This window comes from Parvibaculum sp. (assembly GCF_019635935.1).
Lineage (GTDB): Bacteria > Pseudomonadota > Alphaproteobacteria > Parvibaculales > Parvibaculaceae > Parvibaculum.
The window spans coordinates 3,570,286-3,588,306 of the sequence record NZ_JAHBYN010000001.1 but is presented as its reverse complement, the minus strand read 5'-3'; the positions used below and the strand labels follow the sequence as shown (position 1 = coordinate 3,588,306).

The following is an 18,021-nucleotide window of genomic DNA, read 5'->3' as shown; positions in this document are numbered from 1 at the left end:
CCTTCCAATTTCCGTCTCGAATTTTCGCTTCAAATCATCGTCAAGTCACGTCGCACCATCGCCGGACGGTTTGGGTCGCCTTCCGAGTTTCCGCAACTCCACAATTTCGCGACGCCACTCGGAAATGGGACGCGCGGGCGCGCCGCCATATTGTTGACCGGCCGGAACATCGTGCACGACGCCGCCGCGCGCGGCGACCTGCGCGCCGGAGTTGATCGTCAGATGACCGGCGACACCTACTTGTGCCGCCAGCACTACGAAATCTCCCAGCTTCGCACTGCCCGCGATTCCAGTCTGAGCAACAATGATGCAGTGACGCCCGATTTCCACGTTGTGACCGATCTGCACAAGGTTGTCGATCTTGGTTCCCTCTCCGATCACCGTGTCGGGGCCGGCGCCGCGATCCACCGTCGAATTGGCTCCGATTTCCACATCGTCCTGGATGATGACACGGCCGAGCTGAGGCACTTTCTCGTGTCTCGGCAAACCCATTGCGAAGCCGAACCCATCCTGCCCGATGCCGACGCCCGGATGCAGCATGACGCGGTCGCCAATATGAGCATGGCTGATCGTGACGTTAGAACCTATCGAGCAATCCTTGCCGATCGTGCAGGCCTTTCCGATGCTGGCATTTGCACCGATGATCGTCCTGTCGCCGATTTCGGCATGAGCACCGATCGACACACCGGGCTCGACCGTCACGCCCGCACCGAGTTTTGCCGTTGGGTGTACAGCCGCCCTCGGATCGATCCGTGCGGCCTCACCGAACGTGTCCGTTCCCTTCGTTGCATCGGGATAGAACATCTGCGCCGCCAGCGCATACGCCCGATATGGCTGCTCCGACAGGAGCAGTGCAATACGCGCAGGCGCGCGGTCCGCAAAGCGCGGATGAACGATGCACGCACCCGCTTCGGTCGTTTCGAACTGACTTACATACTTGGGATTGTCGAGAAAACTCAGATCGTCGGAGCCAGCCACTTCCAGCGAGGCGACACTCAGCAATTTACGCGCACCATCCACACCCGGCGCAAGCGTCGCGCCAATACGCACGGCGATATCGCCGAGCGTGCACGGGCCGCTATTCGCGAAGAAGCGTTTATCCGCCATGGCCGTCGCATATCGGCGGCCGCATCCCGGCGCGCCTCTCCGTCAGATCAATTGCCGCTCTTCTGTTGCGCCTGAAGCTCGGCGAGCGAAACCGGCTTCACTTCGATTGTCGTCAGCTTCTCGTTGAGGCGTTTCAGAACTTCGGCCGAAATATCGAGATCGGAACCGCCCGCGACAATCACCGACTGGTCGAAGAGAACCGTTCCACCCTTTTCCTTCATGACCTCGGCGAATATCGGACGGAGCGCCGCCTCGACCTTGGCATTCGCCTGCTGGACACCGAGCTGAAGAGCCTGCCCCTTTTCCTGCATCGACTGCTGAAATTCCATTTCGCGTTGCTGCAACGCCTGGAATTTCTTTTGAAGGTCTTCCTGCGAAAGAAGCGCACGCTCATCGCTCAGCTTCTTTGCATCGGCTTGGAGCTTCTCTTCCGCCTTGGCGCTTTCGGCCTGCAGCTTTTTCGCCTGGTCCTGGAACTGAGTGCGGATGCTCTGGCCGACTTTCGACTGTGCAAACACAGACTCGGTGTTGACGATCAGAATAACTGCCGGGCCAGCCGCAAAGGCCGAACCCGCCGTCAACGGCGCCACGGCAAGCGACAGGAGCGCGACAGCCCCAAGGGTACGCATAATTACCGACTTCAACTTCATCTCAAAGCATCCTTGTTGCATCAGTTTCAAACGTGCCGGCCGGTCCGGCATGCCTTAGAACGACGTTCCCGCGCTGAAACGGAACGACTCCCTCTCGTCATACGGTTCGTCCAGAAGCACGTTAGCGAAATCGAGGCGGATCGGACCAAACGGCGATTGCCAGTAGAGACTGAGACCGACCGAAGCGCGCGGCGCGAAGTCATCGACGACACCCGGATAGATCGTCCGGTCGAAATCCGAATAGCCGATGTAGCCGGCGTCGGCGAAAACCGATGTCCGGATACCCAGCGCCTCTGGCAGACCGTTGGGGAAAGACAATTCCGACGTCCCGAAAATGAATGCCTTGGCGCCCACGGCGTCCCTGTTCGGAGAGCCAAGGTCGCGCGGACCGACGCCGGCGCGGGCGAAACCCCGAATTGTGTTGCCGCCTTTGAAGAAATGGTCGTTGAGCTCAACGTCTTGGCCAATCCCATGGACATAACCGCCGTTAATGCGCCAACTCGTGAGGAATCCTTCGGTGAGCTGGTGGTAGTATCGCGCCAGCACTTCCGTCGACACATAGCGAACCGTCCCCCCCAGGCCGGCGAAGTTCTGTGTAAACAGGAAGTCCCAGCCGCCGGTCGGGTCAACGGGATCATTGCGGTTGTCGTAATAGTAGTCATAGCCGACGATCGACCGGTAGTCGCTGCCTTCCGCTGCCTTGACTGCATTCGACGCAAACGGATGAACGTTGAAAATCTCGTCGAAACGGAATTGGTAGCGGGCCAGAAAGCGGCTCTTCTCGGACAACGGGAAGCCAAACCTCAATCCGAAACCCTGCGAACGGGAGTCGAACGACGATTCATTCTGGAAGTTGGTCTCGCTGCCGAAGAGGTCAAAACCGCCGACGAGATCGCGATCCAGGAAATAGGGATCGGTGTAATGAAACTCGATCAACTGGCGGCGCTTCGATATCGACAAGGCGGTGCTCAACTGGAGACCGCGGCCGAGAAAGTTTCGTTCCGACAGCTGGATGCCTGCAACGGCATTGTCGAGCGTTGAAAAGCCGGCGCTCAACGTCAGCGATCCGGTCGACTGTTCCTGAACGTCGACATTCAGGATCGTCTTGTCGGGCGCGGTCCCCGGATCCTGCGTCACAGTTACTCTCGAAAAATACTGCAGGCCGCGGATATTTTTCTCCGAATTGTCGAGCAGCACCTTGTTGAATGCGTCACCCTCCGACATCCGCATCTGGCGGCGCACGACCTTGTCGAGCGTGCGTGAGTTGCCGGTGATGTTGATGCGCTCAACGTAAACGCGTGGACCCTCCGTAATCTGGAATGTCAGATCGATGACGCGCTCGTCCTTGCGGCGGCTGACGCGCGGCCGGACTTCGGCGAAAGCGTAGCCGCTCGTACCGGCGGCGAAGGTCAAGGCGTCGATTGTCTTGTCGATCAGTCCGGCATTGTAGGTGTCGCCGGTTTTGGCCAGCACCAGCGATTCAAGTTCCGCCTGATCGAGCGTGTCGATGGTCGTGGTTACCTTGATGTCGCCGAACTCATAGACCTCGCCTTCATCGACCGTAAAGGTAATGTAGAAGGCCGCATCGTCGCGGCTCAGATCGGCAACCGCCGAAACCACGCGGAAGTCGGCATAGCCGCGCTGCAAATAGTGCCGGCGCAGCAATTCGCGGTCGTAGGTCAGGCGGTCGGGATCGTAGGTGTCCGACGAAGACAGGAACTTCCACCACGCGGATTCGCCGGTCGAGATCACTTCGCGCAGCTTTCCGTCGCTGAACTGCGTGTTGCCGATGAAATTGATCGAGGCAATCTTCGTCTTCGGACCCTCGGTGATTTCAAAGACAAGATCGACGCGGTTCTGCGGAAGCTGAATTACCTTTGGCTCGACGGAAGCGGAAAACCGGCCGCTGCGCCGATAGAGTTCGATCATACGCGAGACGTCGCCCTGCACTTTTGCCCGCGTATAGACGACGCGCGGCTGAAGCTGAACTTCCTTTTGGAGGTCCTCTTCCTTGAGCGCGCTGTTGCCCTCGAAGGCGACCCGATTGACGATCGGGTTTTCGACGACCGACACAACGAGTCGGTTTCCGTCCTGACGCATCGTTATGTCGGCAAACAGACCGGTCTCGAACAATCTCTTGAGTGAGGCGTCGGCGAGCGCCGGGTCATAGGGCATGCCCTCTCGGATGATCATGTAGGACCGCACCGTGTCGGATTCGATGCGCTGGTTTCCCTGCACGGAAATCTGGGTAATTATCGGTCCACCGGGCGCTTCCTGGGCAACCGCAGCACCCGATAGCGTCCAGACCATGACAAGCGCGCCGACGAATATGCCGACATTCGCAATTCCGGCCAAAAATCCGGCTAGTCGCCCCATCCTGTCCCCTGCCTGTCTTGATGCACCGGTCATAAGCCGGCGACACAACCAATTCCACGCTCGTCGTCAGCCGACGAATAGCGAAGCATTCAACTAAAAAGCCCTGTCAGAAACGAAAAGACCTGGAGATGAACCAGATCGTTCCATGTCGCGAAGACCATCAACATCATCACCAGCGCCAGGCCGATGCGAAAGCCGTATTCCTGCGCCTGTTCGCCGAGGGGCCGTCCGCGGACGGCCTCAACCGCATAGTACAGAAGATGCCCGCCATCAAGCAGCGGCACCGGAAAGAGATTGAGCAGTCCGATACTGACCGACAACACGGCAACCATGCTCAAAAGCGCCATAAAGCCGATGGTCGCTACCTGACCCGACACCTGCGCGATCCCCAGAACGCCGCGCAATTGATCGGCGGGCTCGCGACCCGTCACGATGCCGCCGAGATAGCTCAGCGTCCGTTCCGCGACAAACCATGTCTCCTTGGCGCCCAGCCAGAGCGCGCTCACAGGATCGCTGCGGACGATTTCGATATTGCCGGCGCCGCCGTGACGCTGGATGCCGAGCCGCGCTATCCGATGGACATTGCCAAAATTGTCGACGACTTCCTGAACTTCCGGCTTCGCGCGGATCGGAACCTCGATACCACCTCGATCGACACGGAAATCGAGTTCCGACGAGCTCGTCGAAACGATGCGTTGCATCGCTTCAAAACTCGAAACCGGCGTGCCGTCGATAGAGACGATCCGGTCGCCGACGACAAACCCCGCCGCGGCCGCCGGGCTGTCCGGCACGATATCGTCCACGATGGGCGTTGCCACCGTTCGTCCGACAAAGGTGAAAATGCACGCAAAGACAACCGTCGCCAGAATGAAGTTGGCGATCGGCCCGGCCGCCACAATTGCCGCGCGCTGCCGCAGCGGCTTGAAGTGGAAAAGATGCTCCTGATCGGCGGCGGATACCTGCGCAAGGCGTTCGCGATCGGGAACGCTCGCTGCATTTTCGTCGCCGGCGAACTTCACGTAACCGCCAAGTGGAATCCAGCTCACCTTCCAGCGTGTGCCGTGCTTGTCGTTCCAGCCGAGTATCTCGCGACCGAAGCCGATCGAGAAAGTGTCGACCTTCACGCCGCACCACCGCGCCACAAGAAAATGTCCCAGTTCGTGAAAAAAGACGACAACCGTCAACACGAACAAGAAAGGGATGACGTAGCTTCCGAGCGATCCTCCGAAACCACCGATACCTGACAAAAAGTCCATCGCGTTCAAGCTATTGTCCCACTCATACCGATCTCGACCGGCCGTTTTTCCGGCCGCCGGACCGCTCCCCCGACACGCATCGACCGCGGCCTGCCATTGCCGGCGACCTGTGCCCATCCAAGGGGCACAGCCTACGTCAGCGGCCGCTTTTTTGCACCATTTCCTCTGCCCGAATCCGGGTCATTCGGTCAAGTTCGTAAACTTCGGCAAGTCCGGCCGGGGGTGCGCCCAACCCGCTTGATTGCGCCAGTATAGCGTCCGTCAGTGCCACCATATCCGGGAAGGCTATACGGCCGGCCAGGAAAGCGGCGACGGCAACTTCATTGGCGGCGTTGAGCACCGTCGGCGCACTGCCGCCTATCCGAAGCGCTTCCCGCGCCAGAGACAAAGCCGGAAACCGTTTTAAATCAGGCGCTTCGAAGGTTAATTGGCCAATCTGCGCGAGGTCGAGGCGTGCCGCGGGCGCCGCCATTCGTCGCGGCCATGCCAGCGCATAGGCGATCGGCGTACGCATGTCCGGCATGCCGAGCTGCGCCAATACAGACCCATCGATATAGGCCACCATGCTGTGAACGATGGATTCCGGGTGAATGATGACATCGAGCCGGTCCTGACCGACCGGGAACAGGTAGTGAGCCTCGATCAGTTCCAGCCCCTTGTTCATCAGGGTTGCGGAATCGACGGAGATCTTGGCGCCCATGTCCCAACGCGGGTGGGCGACGGCCTGGGCCGGCGTCGCCTTGGCCATCTCCTGCAGGCTCCACGTTCTGAATGGGCCGCCCGATGCTGTCAGCACGATGCTTTCGACGGTGTCCAGCCGGCCAGCGTCGAGCACCTGGAAGATTGCATTGTGTTCGCTGTCCACCGGCAGCAGCGTCGCGCCCGACCGGCGCACTTCATCGAGGAAAAGCGGCCCCGCCGAAACGAGGCATTCCTTGTTGGCAAGGGCCACACAGGCGCCGCGCTTTACCGCCGCGAGAGTTGGGGCGAGGCCGGCTGCGCCAACGATGCCGGCCATCACCCAGTCGGCGGGCCGCGCCGCGGCGTCCACGACCGCTTCGGGGCCCGCAGCAACTTCGATCCCTGTGCCTTTCAATCCTTCCTTCAATTCCGCGAAACATGCCGGGTCGGCCACCACCGCGAGATGCGGCCGATATTCCTTTGCCTGCGCGATCAACGTTGCAACATTGCGATGCGCCGTCAGCGCCACAAGGTTGAAGCGCGACCGGTCGCGCCCGATCAGATCGAGAGTCGAGCAGCCGACAGAACCGGTCGACCCCAGGATGGTGACGCTTTTCACCGCGCCGGCGTCGGCATCGGCAAGACGGTCGTTTGCAGCCTCGGCGATCAGGGCCAAATCAAAACTCCCGCGCCCGGATGGGCGGCATTGTGCAGCAGGGCGAGAAGTGCCGCGCCGGCAGCGACCGCGACGAGGCCGTCCACGCGGTCGAGGATACCGCCGTGCCCCGGGATCAGCGTACCGGAATCCTTGACGCCAGCCCGCCTCTTGAGCGCGGATTCAAAGAAATCGCCTGCCTGTTCAAGTACCGTCATGCCGACGCCGATCAATGCCAGCAGCAGCGGCGATCCGGCGCCGATCCATAGCGACGTAACGACGCCGACCGCTGCGGCTCCGGTCATGCCGCCGATGAGGCCGGCCCAGGTTTTTTTCGGAGAGATGCTCGGCGCAAGCTTTGGCCCGCCAATGAAGCGGCCGGCGAAATACGCGCATATGTCGATGGCCCAGACCGTCGCCAGCAGCCAGATGGTGACGGCGAGCCCCAGTTCGGGGTCGTTGCGCAGCCAGACCAGCGCAACCAGCGGTATGACGAGATAGCAGTAGGCAATTAGGGCCGGCATCATCGCCCGACTGCTCCAGCTTCGGGAGGCCAGGGCAAAGGTCAGCACCGCGCCGGCGGCGGCAAGCGCCGCTCCCGGCAAACCGGCTGTCGCCAGAACGATTGCGGAAAGACCTGCAACCGCCAGCCCGGCTGCATCGCGGGGTCCGACTGCGGCGCCATAGAGGAGCCGCGCCAGTTCCTGCGCCATGACCAGCGCTGCGGCAGCCAGCAGAGCCGCGAAGAACCAACCGCCCATCCACGTGGCGCCCAGCGCAACGGGGGCCAGCACAGCAGCCGACATGACCCTCGTCTTCAGATCGGAAGCGGCTCCCGATGGATGGCCGGCGTTGTCCACCATCGTCGCTTACCCCTCACCGCATGTCGCGTCGTCCGGTCCGGTCGCGCCGAAGCGGCGATTGCGGCGGCGATATTCGTCGACCGCCGCGCGTAGTCCTTCCGGCGTGAAATCCGGCCAAAGCGCGTCGGCGAACACAAGCTCCGAATAGGCGCTCTGCCAAAGCAGAAAGTTCGAGAGCCTCATTTCGCCGCTCGTCCGGATAATGAGATCTGGGTCTGGAATGCCGGCCGTGTCGAGATGCGCGGATACCGTTGCCGGTGTGATGGTGTCGGGATCGAGATGACCCGCCTGCACCTCGCGGGCGATGCGGCGCATCGCCGAGGTAATCTCCGACTGACCGCCATAGTTGAAGGCAATAATCAGCTTCAGACGCGTATTGTTGCGGGTCAGCGCCTCGGCCTCGCCGATCAGCGCGACAATGTCGGCATCCAGATGGTCGCGGTCGCCGATGACCCGGACCTGGACGCCGTTCTGATGCAGTTCGGCCAGATCGCGGCGAATGAAAAGCCGCAGCAGACCCATCAGGTCGCTGACTTCCTCGGCCGGGCGGTTCCAGTTTTCGGAACTGAAGCCGTAGAGCGTCAGGTATTCAATGCCGAGCTCGCCGGCCGCCCGGACGATGACGCGGACGGTTTCGACGCCCTGCCGGTGACCGGCAACACGGGGCATATGCCGTTTCGCCGCCCAGCGTCCGTTGCCATCCATGATAATCGCTACATGCCGCGGCATCGCGCCGGGCGCCGTCTCGCTTACCGTATGGCCGGACTTCAACATCATTCTCTCGGCACTTTTTCCTTGAACGACATATGGTTAACGTACGTTCTTCACCGCATGCAACAAGTGTATCCCAACAGGTTACACCTGCATGATTTCCGCTTCCTTGTGCGCGAGCGCGCCATCGATCTCGGCGATGATCTTGTCGGTCAACTTCTGGACCTTGTCGGACCAAGCCTTGTGGTCGTCTTGTCCCATGTGTGCGTCTTTTTCGAGGCGCTTCAACTCGTCCATCGCATCGCGGCGGACGTTGCGGACCGCGACGCGGGCCTGCTCGGTGTATTTAGCGGCGATCTTGGACAATTCGGCGCGGCGCTCCTGATTGAGCTCCGGGATCGGCAGGCGGATCAGGGTGCCGTCGATATTGGGGTTGAGGCCGAGGCCGGAATTGCGGATCGCCTTCTCGACGGCCAAAACCATTCCCTTGTCCCACACCTGCACCGTCAGCATGCGGGATTCGGGAACGCCGATCGTGCCGACCTGATTGATGGGCATGCTCTGGCCATACGCCTCGACGACGATGGGCTCGAGCAGGCTTGCCGAGGCGCGGCCGGTGCGCAAGCCGCCAAACTCCTGCTTGAGCGCCTGCAATGCGCCGCGCATGCGGCGTTCGACATCATCGAGATCAAAGTCGGTATCAGCCATTTCCTGTCCTTCCGGTCTTTCCTGTCTTCGGTCGGGCGAGTTCAGGCCGCGTCCGAAATGATAGTGCAGCGGCCGGCGCCCGTCAGAACGTTGACGAAGCCGCCCGCGTCGTCGATCGAATAGACGATGATCGGGATGCCGTTTTCGCGGGCGAGCGAGATCGCCGAGGCGTCCATTACTTTCAGGTCGCGCGACAACACGTCCATATAGGTCAGGCGATCATATCTTTCGGCATTGGCGACCTTGTGGGGGTCGGCCGAATAGACGCCGTCGACCTGCGTGCCTTTCAGCAAGGCGTCGCAGCCCATTTCCACTGCGCGAAGGGCCGCCGCCGTGTCGGTCGTGAAGAAAGGATTGCCGGTGCCGGCAGCGAAAATCACGACCCGGCCTTTTTCCATGTGCCGCACGGCGCGGCGGCGAATATAGGGTTCGCATACGGTCATCATCGGAATTGCCGACTGAACGCGCGTCGGTACGCCGATGCTTTCGAGCGATTGCTGCATGGCGAGTGCGTTCATCACGGTCGCCAGCATGCCCATGTAGTCGGCGCTGGCGCGCTCCATGCCCTTGGCCGCACCCGACAGACCGCGAAAGATGTTGCCGCCGCCGATGACCAGGCAAACCTGGATGCCTGCATCCGTCGCCTGCTTGATTTCACCCGCGATGCGGCCGACCGTATCGACATCGATACCGTATTGCCCCTCGCCCATCAGGGCTTCGCCGGAGACCTTGAGCAGGACGCGCGAATAGAGCGGTTGCGGGGACATGGGCTCACTTCCATCAGGTCATGGCAGGGCACCCGAACGGCGCGGTGCCTGTGCCGAATCCGCCGGGATGTCCAACAATAACGCCCCCAACGCACAATGGCGAAGGGGGCGTCAATTCTATCGGCACATCGGCTCAGCCGCGCGCCGCAGCCGCCACTTCGGCCGCAAAGTCCGATTCTTCCTTTTCGATGCCCTCGCCCAGCGCGAAACGGACGAAACCGATGACGCTGACCGGCGCACCGATGCCGGCTTCCGCCGCCTTGACCGCTTTTTCAACGGTGTTGTCGGGGTCGATCACGAAAGCCTGCGAAAGCAGGACGACTTCTTCGTAGAATTTGCGGATGCGGCCCTCGACCATCTTTTCGATGATGTTGTCGGGGCGGCCGCTTTCCTTCGCTTCGGCGATCAGCACATTGCGCTCGCGCTCGACGACGGCCGGGTCGAGTTCGTCGGTCCGGGTCGCAAGCGGATTGGTCGCCGCGATATGCATGGCGATCTGCCGGCCGAGTTCGGCGAGCTTCGCCTTGTCGCCGGTCGACTCGAGGCCCACCAACACGCCGATCTTGCCGAGACCCGGCACGACGGAGCTGTGGACATAGGCCGATACCACGCCATCCGACACGGAGATCGAACCGGCGCGGCGCACGTTCATGTTCTCGCCGATGGTGCCGACCATTTCCGTGACGTAGTCTTTCACGGACTTCGACGCACCCGGATAGTTCGTCGCGGCAAGCTTGTCGACATCGCCACCTGCCGTCAGCGCGACCGACGCAATATCGCTCACCATCTTCTGGAACTGTTCGTTGCGCGCGACGAAGTCGGTTTCGGAATTAACTTCGACGACGGCGCCCTTTGTGCCTTCCGCGACAACGCCGATCAGGCCTTCGGCCGCAACGCGGCCGGCCTTTTTCGCCGCCTTGGCGAGGCCCTTGGTGCGCAGCCAGTCGACGGCCGCTTCCATGTCGCCGCCCGTTTCGTTGAGCGCCGACTTGCAGTCCATCATGCCTGCGCCGGTTTTTTCGCGCAGTTCCTTCACCATGCTCGCGGTGATTTCAGCCATTGTATTTCCTCGGTAATCGTATGAAGCGGGACGGCGAAAGCCTTAGTCGGCGGTCGCCGGCACCTCGACGACAGGTTCGGCTTCGGCTCCGACATCGGCGCCCGACGCGGCATGGCTCTGCGAGATGCCGTCGATGACCGAGCGGGCGACGAGATCGCAATAGAGCGAAATCGCGCGGGCCGCGTCGTCATTGCCCGGAACCGGATAGGCGATGCCATCGGGATTGGAATTGGAGTCGAGGATCGCGACGACCGGAATGCCGAGTTTGCGGGCTTCCTGAATCGCGATCTCTTCCTTGTTGGTGTCGATCACGAAAATCAAGTCAGGGAGGCCGCCCATGTCCTTGATGCCGCCGATGGCGCGTTCGAGCTTGTCGCGCTCGCGGGTCAGGTTCAGCACTTCCTTTTTGGTCAGGCCGCGCGCTTCGCCGGAGAGCATCTCGTCGAGCTGACGCAGGCGCCGGATCGAATTCGAGATGGTTTTCCAATTGGTTAGCATGCCACCGAGCCAGCGGTGGTTGATGTAGTACTGGGCGCACTGACGGGCCGCCGCGGCGACCGGATCGGAAGCCTGACGCTTGGTGCCGACGAAAAGCACGCGGCCACCGCCGGCCACCGCGTCGCGGACCGCGACAAGGGCCTGGTGGAGCAGCGGGACGGTCTGCGCCAAGTCTATGATATGTATGTTGTTTCGGTCGCCGAAGAGGAAGGGTTCCATCTTCGGATTCCAGCGGTGGGTCTGGTGGCCGAAGTGAACGCCGGCTTCCAGCAATTGACGCATAGAGAAATCGGGAAGTGCCATGGCACTTGTGCTCCTTTTCCGGTTGAACCTCCGCGGGGAGTGAACGACAGATGTCGCACCGGACCGACTAACCCTATGTTTTCCTTTACTAAAAGGAAGTGGGAGAGCCGAACCCCGCGTGTGGAATGGCGCCTTGATAGGCGTAAAACGGCTAAAAAGCAAGCGCGGACAGGCCTTTGGCGGGTTATCCACGAATGCCGGATCAGCGGCTGTTACCGATCTGTCAAAAAACTGTCACGCCTCTGTCAAATCTCCTGCACCTCGACCACGCCCGGGATCGATTTGACCGCGCCGCGGATTTGCGGCGTGACGCGGTAGCGTCCCTTGAGACGCAGCTCGACCTCCCTGCCGCCCTCGCTCATCAGGACCAGCGAGACGAGACCCTTGCCGCGCTCGCCGAGACGCGCCTTCAGGGGTTCGAGGGAGGCCGGATCCTCAATGAAGACCTTCAGGCCCTCGCCGGCGTCCTTGACCACCTCGTCGACGGACCGGACTGACTGGGCGCGGAGCTTCACCTCCTCGCCGGCGCGGTCGATCTCGACGCCGATGACGACGGAGCTACCCGGCTCCATCAGGTCGCGCGAACGGGCGAGGACTTCGGAGAAGACGACGACCTCGAACTGGCCGGTGGCGTCCGACAGGCTCAGGAAGGCGAAGGGGTTGCCCTTTTTCGATTTGCGCTCCTGCTTGGCGGTGACGGTGCCGGCGACGAAACCGGCCTGCATGTTTTTGGCGAGGAGGTCGGCGAGGGTCGAGACGCCTGATCGCTTCAATGAGGTGCGGTAGTCGTCGAGAGGGTGGCCGGAGAGGTAGAAGCCGACGGCGTTGAATTCCTCGGTGAGGCGCTGCATCGCCTGCCAGGGCTCAACGGCAGGCAAGGCGGGCGCGGAGGCGGCGGCGCTCTCTTCGCCGAAGAGGCTGACCTGCTGGCTCTCGCGGTCCTGCGCGGAGGCGTTGGCGGTGCCGAGCACCAGATCGACGGCGGCCAGCACCTGCGCGCGGTCGGGATTGAGACAATCGAAGGCGCCGGCGCGGGCCAGATTTTCGAAGGCGCGCTTGTTGACGATGCGCGGATTGATGCGGCGGGCGAAATCGAAGAGGTCGCGGAAGGGGCCGCCCTCGCGGCGGACCTCGACCAGATGCTCCATCGCCTGACGGCCGACATTCTTGATCGCAGCAAGCGCATAGAGGATTTCGCCTTCGGCGACGCCGAACATCGCTTCCGAACGGTTGACGCAGGGCGGACGCACCTTGATGCCGAGACGCTCGGCCTCCTGCTTGAAGGTGCCGAGCTTGTCGGTGTTGCCGAGATCGAGGCTCATCGAGGCGGCGAGGAATTCAACCGGGTGATTGGCTTTCAGCCATGCGGTCTGATAGGCGACGACCGCGTAGCAGGCCGAATGCGATTTGTTGAAGCCGTAGCCGGCGAACTTGTCGACGAGGTCGAAAACGAATTCGGCCTGTTTCGGCGCGACGCCGCGCTCAACCGCGCCGGAAACGAAACGGGCGCGCTGCGCTTCCATCTCGGCCTTGATCTTCTTGCCCATCGCGCGGCGCAGCAGATCGGCTTCGCCCAGCGAATAGCCGGCGAAGACCTGCGCAATCTGCATCACCTGTTCCTGATAGATGATGACGCCGTAAGTGTCCTCCACCACAGGCACGATAGTGTCGTGCAGGAATTCGGGCTTCTCGCGGCCGTGCTTGCAAGCGAGATATTTCGGGATGTTCTCCATCGGTCCCGGCCGGTAGAGCGCGACAAGGGCGATGATGTCCTCGATGTTGGTGGGGCGCGCCTGACGCACCAGATCGCGCATGCCCGAACTTTCAAGCTGGAACACGCCGACCGTTTCGCCGCGCGTCAGCATCTCGAATGTCTTTTCGTCTTCCAACGGAAGATTCAGCAGATCGACGGCGATGTCGCGGCGGGCGAGAAGCTTGACCGCCTGATCGAGCACGGTGAGGGTTTTCAATCCCAGAAAGTCGAACTTCACAAGACCGGCGGGCTCGACCCATTTCATGTTGAACTGCGTGACCGGCATGTCGGACCGCGGATCGCGGTAGAGCGGCACCAGCTCGTCGAGCGGGCGGTCGGCGATGACGACACCGGCGGCGTGGGTCGAGGCATGGCGATAGAGCCCTTCGAGGCGCAGGCCGATTTCGAGCATGCGCGCGACGCCCTCGTCCGACGCCTGCTCCTCGCGCAAGCGCGGCTCGCCGGCGATCGCCTCGGCGAGCGTGACGGGCGCGGCCGGATTGTTGGGCACCAGCTTGCAGAGACGGTCGACCTGACCGTAAGGCAGTTGCAGCACGCGGCCGACGTCGCGCAGCACGGCGCGCGCCTGAAGCTTTCCGAAGGTGATGATCTGGGCGACGCGATCTTCGCCGTAGCGATCCTGCACATAGCGGATCACCTCGTCGCGGCGGTCCTGACAGAAGTCGATGTCGAAGTCCGGCATCGAAACGCGTTCGGGATTGAGGAAGCGCTCGAACAGCAGACCGAAGCGCAAGGGATCGAGGTCGGTGATGGTGAGCGCCCAGGCGACGACCGAACCCGCGCCCGAACCGCGGCCGGGGCCGACCGGGATGCCCTGCCCCTTCGCCCATTTGATGAAGTCGGCAACGATCAGGAAGTAGCCGGGGAAGTCCATCTTGATGAGGACGTCGAGTTCGAAATTCAGACGGGCGTAGTAATCCTCTTTCGGCGCGACGGTTTCGAGCGTCGCGAGACGTTGCGCCAGACCCTCTTCCGCCTGACGGCGCAATTCGTCGGCCTCGCTGACGCCGGCCGAGAATTTCGGCAGGATCGGATCGCGGGTCAACGGACGGACCGCGCAGCGGTGCGCGATTTCGACGGTGTTCTCGATCGCCTCGGGAATGTCGGCGAAGAGCGCGACCATTTCGGCTTGCGTCTTGAAGCGATGCTCGGGCGTCAGGCGGCGGCGGTCGGCCTGCACGACATAGGCGCCCTCGGCAATGCAGATCAGCGCGTCATGCGCCTCGTAATCGGCCTCGGCGACGAAGCAGGCTTCGTTGGTGGCGACCAGCGGCAGGCCATGGGCATAGGCAAGTTCGATCAGCGCCGGTTCCACCTGACGCTCGCGGGGCTGGCCGTGGCGCTGCAGCTCGACATAGAGGCGGTCGCCGAAGGTTTGCTTGAGGCCGAGCAGCAGCCCTTCCGCCGCCGGACGCTGGCCGGCTTCGAGCAGGCGATTGACGACGCCGTCCGGCCCGCCGGTGAGGCAGATCACGCCCGCCTGATGCTCGGCCAGCAGGGCGAGCGGCACATAGGGCGGCTCGCCGGGCTCGGGGCCCAGAAAGGCGCGGCTCGAGAGCTTCATCAGGTTTTGGTAGCCCTGCTCGTCCTTGGCGATGAGGGCGAGCGTGCCGGAGGGCTCGCGGCGCAGGGGGCCGCGGCCCGGCTCGTCGCCTTCGTCCAGCAGGACCGGGAGCGTGCAGCCGATGATCGGCTGGATGCCGGCTTCGGAGAGCGTTTCGGAGAATTCCAGCGCGCCGAAGAGATTGGCCGTGTCGGTGATGGCGACGGCGGGCATGCCGTCTGCCTTGCAGAGCTTCGGCACTTCCTTGACGCGGATCGCGCCCTCCAGCAGCGAATAGGCCGTGTGGAGGCGCAGATGGATGAACCGGGGTGAGTCGGGCATGCCCCATTGTCGGGGCGCCGGGCACGCGAGTCACGCCCCGGGACGGCGGCGGGCCGGGAAAGCTGTGGACAAGCCCGATGAGCACGTCTTCAGCCCGCCAAGGCCTCGGCGATGCCGATCCAGGCGCCGGCGGCCCAGATGAAGGCGGCGACCGAGACGAGCGCCGCCACGTCCTGAAGCCAATCGCCGGCTTCGCTATCCCTCGTCCGGTTCCACAATCCGCGCATCGGCAGCCCTCCATGAGTTCATGTAATGTTCTCGTTTGGAGAGTTGCTGTTTTGTTCTTGTGTGTCAAGGGGTGTGAGGACTTTTCGATGTAACGGGATTGGTTGCGGCGCTCAGCCCCCCACCCGGGAAATCCGCGCGGCGCGCGCATTTCCCGACCTCCCCGCAAGGGGGAGGTGAAAGGTGCTGTCAATCCTCGCGAACCGGCCGTTCAGTCGCGGCGGCGGGGCTGGCGGTAGTAGAACGCCATGCCGGCCAGCAGCAGGGCGGCGGCCGCCCAGCTCCAGGTCGCGATTTCAGGACTGGATGCGAAATATGGCGCCACGCGTTCGAGCAGCGACACGAATGCCGACTGCAAGTCGCTGCTGACGAGTTGTTGCGTTTCCCCCCTCAAGGAATCGCCCTCCCTCTGTGTCTCCCCATCCGAATGGTAGGACCAAAGCCCGAGTAAATGGAAGGGCTTTTTTGGGGTTCAGAGGCTCTGGAAGGCGGTGGCGAGGTTGGCGCCTTCGTGGAGGCGGCCTTCGTGGAGGAGGACGACGCGGTCCATCTGGGCGGCGAGGTCGAGATTGTGGGTGGCGACGAGGGCGGCGACACCCTGGGTGCGGCAGATGTTGAGCAATTCGCCGAAGACCATTTTGGCTGTCTTCGGGTCGAGATTGCCGGTCGGCTCGTCGGCCAGGAGGATGCGCGGGCGGTTGGCAAGCGCGCGGGCGATGGCGACGCGCTGCTGCTCGCCGCCGGAAAGCTCGGCCGGGCGGTGGACGGCGCGGGCGGCGAGGCCCATGCGGGTCAGCAATTCGAGCGCGAAGGCCTCGGCGCGGCGGCGGGGAACGCCGGCGATCATCTGCGGCAGGACGACATTTTCGAGCGCCGAAAACTCGGGCAGCAGATTGTGGAACTGGTAGACGAAGCCGATGTCGCCGCGACGGATCGCGGTACGCTTTGCGTCGGACAGCGCGACCGCCTCGCGACCGGCGACCCAGACCTCGCCCTCGTCCGGCGCTTCGAGCAGCCCGGCGATGTGGAGCAGCGAGGATTTGCCCGAACCCGAGGGGCCGACCAGCGCGACGATCTCGCCGGCGAAAACATCGAGGTCGGCGCCAGCGAAAATGCGCAAGGTCTCCTCGCCCTGCTTGTAGGTGCGGGTGATCGAACGGAGGCTCAGAACGGCGTCACTCATAGCGCAGCGCCTCCACCGGATCGAGCGAGGCGGCGCGCCAGGCGGGATAAAGCGTCGCGGCGAAGGAGAGGAAGAGCGCCATCAGCACGACCGCGCCGACTTCGCTCGGGTCGATCTCGGCCGGCATGCGGCTCAGGAAATAAACTTCCGGCGAGAAAAGCTCGGTGCCGGAAAGTTTCGACAACCATTGGCGCAATGTTTCGATGTTGAGGCAGAAGACCGTGCCGAGCGCGAAGCCCGCCAGCGTGCCGGCGACGCCGATGGAGGCGCCCGAAATGAAGAAGGCGCGCATGACGGCGCCCTTGGTCGCGCCCATGGTGCGCAACACCGCGATGTCGCGGCCCTTGTCCTTCACCAGCATGATGAGGCCGGAGACGATGTTGAGCGCGGCGACGATCAGGATCAGCGTCAAGATCAGGAACATCACATTGCGTTCGACCTGAAGCGCGGAGAAGAAGCTCTGGTTGGTCTGCTGCCATGTCAGCACGTCGCAACAATCGCCGGCAGCGGCGCGCACGGCGGGCGCAACCGCTTGCACACGGTCGGGATTGTCGATGCGGATTTCAAGCGCGCTGACGCCTTCGAAGGTGCGGAAATAATTGCGCGCCTCGTCGAGCGGCATGAAGAGGAAGCTGGCGTCGTATTCCGACATGCCAAGTTCGAAGATCGCGACGATGGGATAGGAGCCGACGCGGGGCGCGGTGCCGAAGGGGGTGATGGCGCCGCGCGGCGACAAGAGCGTGATGTTGTCGCCGACGGTCAGCGCCAGCGACTGCGCGAGGCGCGAGCCGACGACGACGCCGCCTTCGTCGAAACCGTCGAGCGAACCGACAATGACGCTGTCGGCGACGGTTCGCAGGTTCTTGAGGTCGCGTTCGCGCATGCCGCGGACGATGGCGCCGCCGGCATTCTGCGCGCTCGAGACCATGACCTGACCTTCGACCAGCGGCATGACGCCGGTGACGCCCGGGAGCTCGGCGATGTTGGCGGCCATTTCGTCGTAGTTCATCACATGCATGCCGATGCCGCGGACGAACATGTGGCCGTTGAGGCCGAGGATTTTCGACAGCAGTTCGGTGCGGAAGCCGTTCATCACCGACATCACGATGATGAGGGTGGCGACGCCGAGCATGATGCCGGCGAAGGAGAAGCCGGCGATGACCGAGATGAAGCCCTCGCGGCGGCGAGCGCGCAGGTAGCGCATCGCCAGCAGCCATTCGAAGGCGCCGAAGGGGCGGCTTTTACCGGCTTCACGGGCGGGCTGTGCGATGTCGGTCATACCTTGTCCTGTTTCGCCCTTTATTGTTTGGCCTCAAGCG

Annotated in this window: 16 protein-coding genes; all 16 read right to left on the bottom strand. The window is 62.7% G+C overall.

The annotated features are described in order from the left end of the window. Positions 1-45: 45 nt before the first annotated feature. Complete coding sequence (gene lpxD, locus KF719_RS17495; RefSeq protein WP_293510524.1) at positions 46-1,107, bottom strand: UDP-3-O-(3-hydroxymyristoyl)glucosamine N-acyltransferase; 1,062 nt, start codon at positions 1,105-1,107, stop codon at positions 46-48. A 47-nt stretch (positions 1,108-1,154) separates the two neighbouring features. Next, complete coding sequence (locus tag KF719_RS17490) at positions 1,155-1,736, bottom strand: OmpH family outer membrane protein (RefSeq protein WP_293510522.1); 582 nt, start codon at positions 1,734-1,736, stop codon at positions 1,155-1,157. Positions 1,737-1,811: 75 nt separating this feature from the next. Further along, on the bottom strand, positions 1,812-4,133 hold the full coding sequence (gene bamA / locus KF719_RS17485) for an outer membrane protein assembly factor BamA (RefSeq protein ID WP_293510520.1): 2,322 nt from the start codon (positions 4,131-4,133) through the stop codon (positions 1,812-1,814). Positions 4,134-4,222: 89 nt separating this feature from the next. Further along, on the bottom strand, positions 4,223-5,389 hold the full coding sequence (gene rseP / locus KF719_RS17480; RefSeq protein WP_293510684.1) for an RIP metalloprotease RseP: 1,167 nt from the start codon (positions 5,387-5,389) through the stop codon (positions 4,223-4,225). Between the two features lie 136 nt (positions 5,390-5,525). Then, positions 5,526-6,746 carry a 1-deoxy-D-xylulose-5-phosphate reductoisomerase gene (locus KF719_RS17475; RefSeq protein WP_293510518.1) on the bottom strand — a complete coding sequence of 407 codons (1,221 nt, stop codon included), beginning with the start codon at positions 6,744-6,746 and terminating at the stop codon, positions 5,526-5,528. Beyond that, positions 6,737-7,588 (bottom strand): phosphatidate cytidylyltransferase, encoded by an 852-nt coding sequence (locus KF719_RS17470; protein WP_293510516.1) that lies wholly within the window; start codon positions 7,586-7,588, stop codon positions 6,737-6,739. Before KF719_RS17470 ends, KF719_RS17475 begins: the two co-directional genes overlap by 10 nt. A gap of 6 nt (positions 7,589-7,594) precedes the next feature. Beyond that, on the bottom strand, positions 7,595-8,362 hold the full coding sequence (locus KF719_RS17465; protein ID WP_293510682.1) for an isoprenyl transferase: 768 nt from the start codon (positions 8,360-8,362) through the stop codon (positions 7,595-7,597). A gap of 81 nt (positions 8,363-8,443) precedes the next feature. After that, positions 8,444-9,007, bottom strand: coding sequence for a ribosome recycling factor (gene frr, locus KF719_RS17460; RefSeq protein WP_293510514.1), 564 nt, complete (start codon positions 9,005-9,007; stop codon positions 8,444-8,446). A gap of 41 nt (positions 9,008-9,048) precedes the next feature. Further along, positions 9,049-9,774, bottom strand: coding sequence for a UMP kinase (gene pyrH / locus KF719_RS17455; protein ID WP_293510513.1), 726 nt, complete (start codon positions 9,772-9,774; stop codon positions 9,049-9,051). Between the two features lie 133 nt (positions 9,775-9,907). After that, on the bottom strand, positions 9,908-10,834 hold the full coding sequence (gene tsf / locus KF719_RS17450) for a translation elongation factor Ts (protein ID WP_293510512.1): 927 nt from the start codon (positions 10,832-10,834) through the stop codon (positions 9,908-9,910). A 42-nt stretch (positions 10,835-10,876) separates the two neighbouring features. Then, positions 10,877-11,635, bottom strand: coding sequence for a 30S ribosomal protein S2 (rpsB, locus tag KF719_RS17445; RefSeq protein WP_293510511.1), 759 nt, complete (start codon positions 11,633-11,635; stop codon positions 10,877-10,879). Between the two features lie 245 nt (positions 11,636-11,880). Further along, the gene (gene dnaE / locus KF719_RS17440) at positions 11,881-15,294 is read right to left on the bottom strand and encodes a DNA polymerase III subunit alpha (RefSeq protein WP_293510510.1); all 3,414 of its coding nucleotides are present in this window, start codon (positions 15,292-15,294) and stop codon (positions 11,881-11,883) included. Positions 15,295-15,383: 89 nt separating this feature from the next. After that, positions 15,384-15,521 (bottom strand): hypothetical protein, encoded by a 138-nt coding sequence (locus KF719_RS17435; protein ID WP_293510508.1) that lies wholly within the window; start codon positions 15,519-15,521, stop codon positions 15,384-15,386. A 209-nt stretch (positions 15,522-15,730) separates the two neighbouring features. Continuing rightward, complete coding sequence (locus KF719_RS17430) at positions 15,731-15,913, bottom strand: hypothetical protein (RefSeq protein WP_293510506.1); 183 nt, start codon at positions 15,911-15,913, stop codon at positions 15,731-15,733. 78 nt (positions 15,914-15,991) lie between these two features. Further along, a complete protein-coding gene (locus KF719_RS17425; RefSeq protein ID WP_293510504.1) occupies positions 15,992-16,702 on the bottom strand; it encodes an ABC transporter ATP-binding protein in 711 nt (236 codons plus the stop codon). Beyond that, positions 16,695-17,981, bottom strand: a complete 1,287-nt coding sequence (locus tag KF719_RS17420; protein ID WP_293510502.1) for a lipoprotein-releasing ABC transporter permease subunit — start codon at positions 17,979-17,981, stop codon at positions 16,695-16,697. Before KF719_RS17420 ends, KF719_RS17425 begins: the two co-directional genes overlap by 8 nt. Between the last annotated feature and the right edge of the window lie 40 nt (positions 17,982-18,021).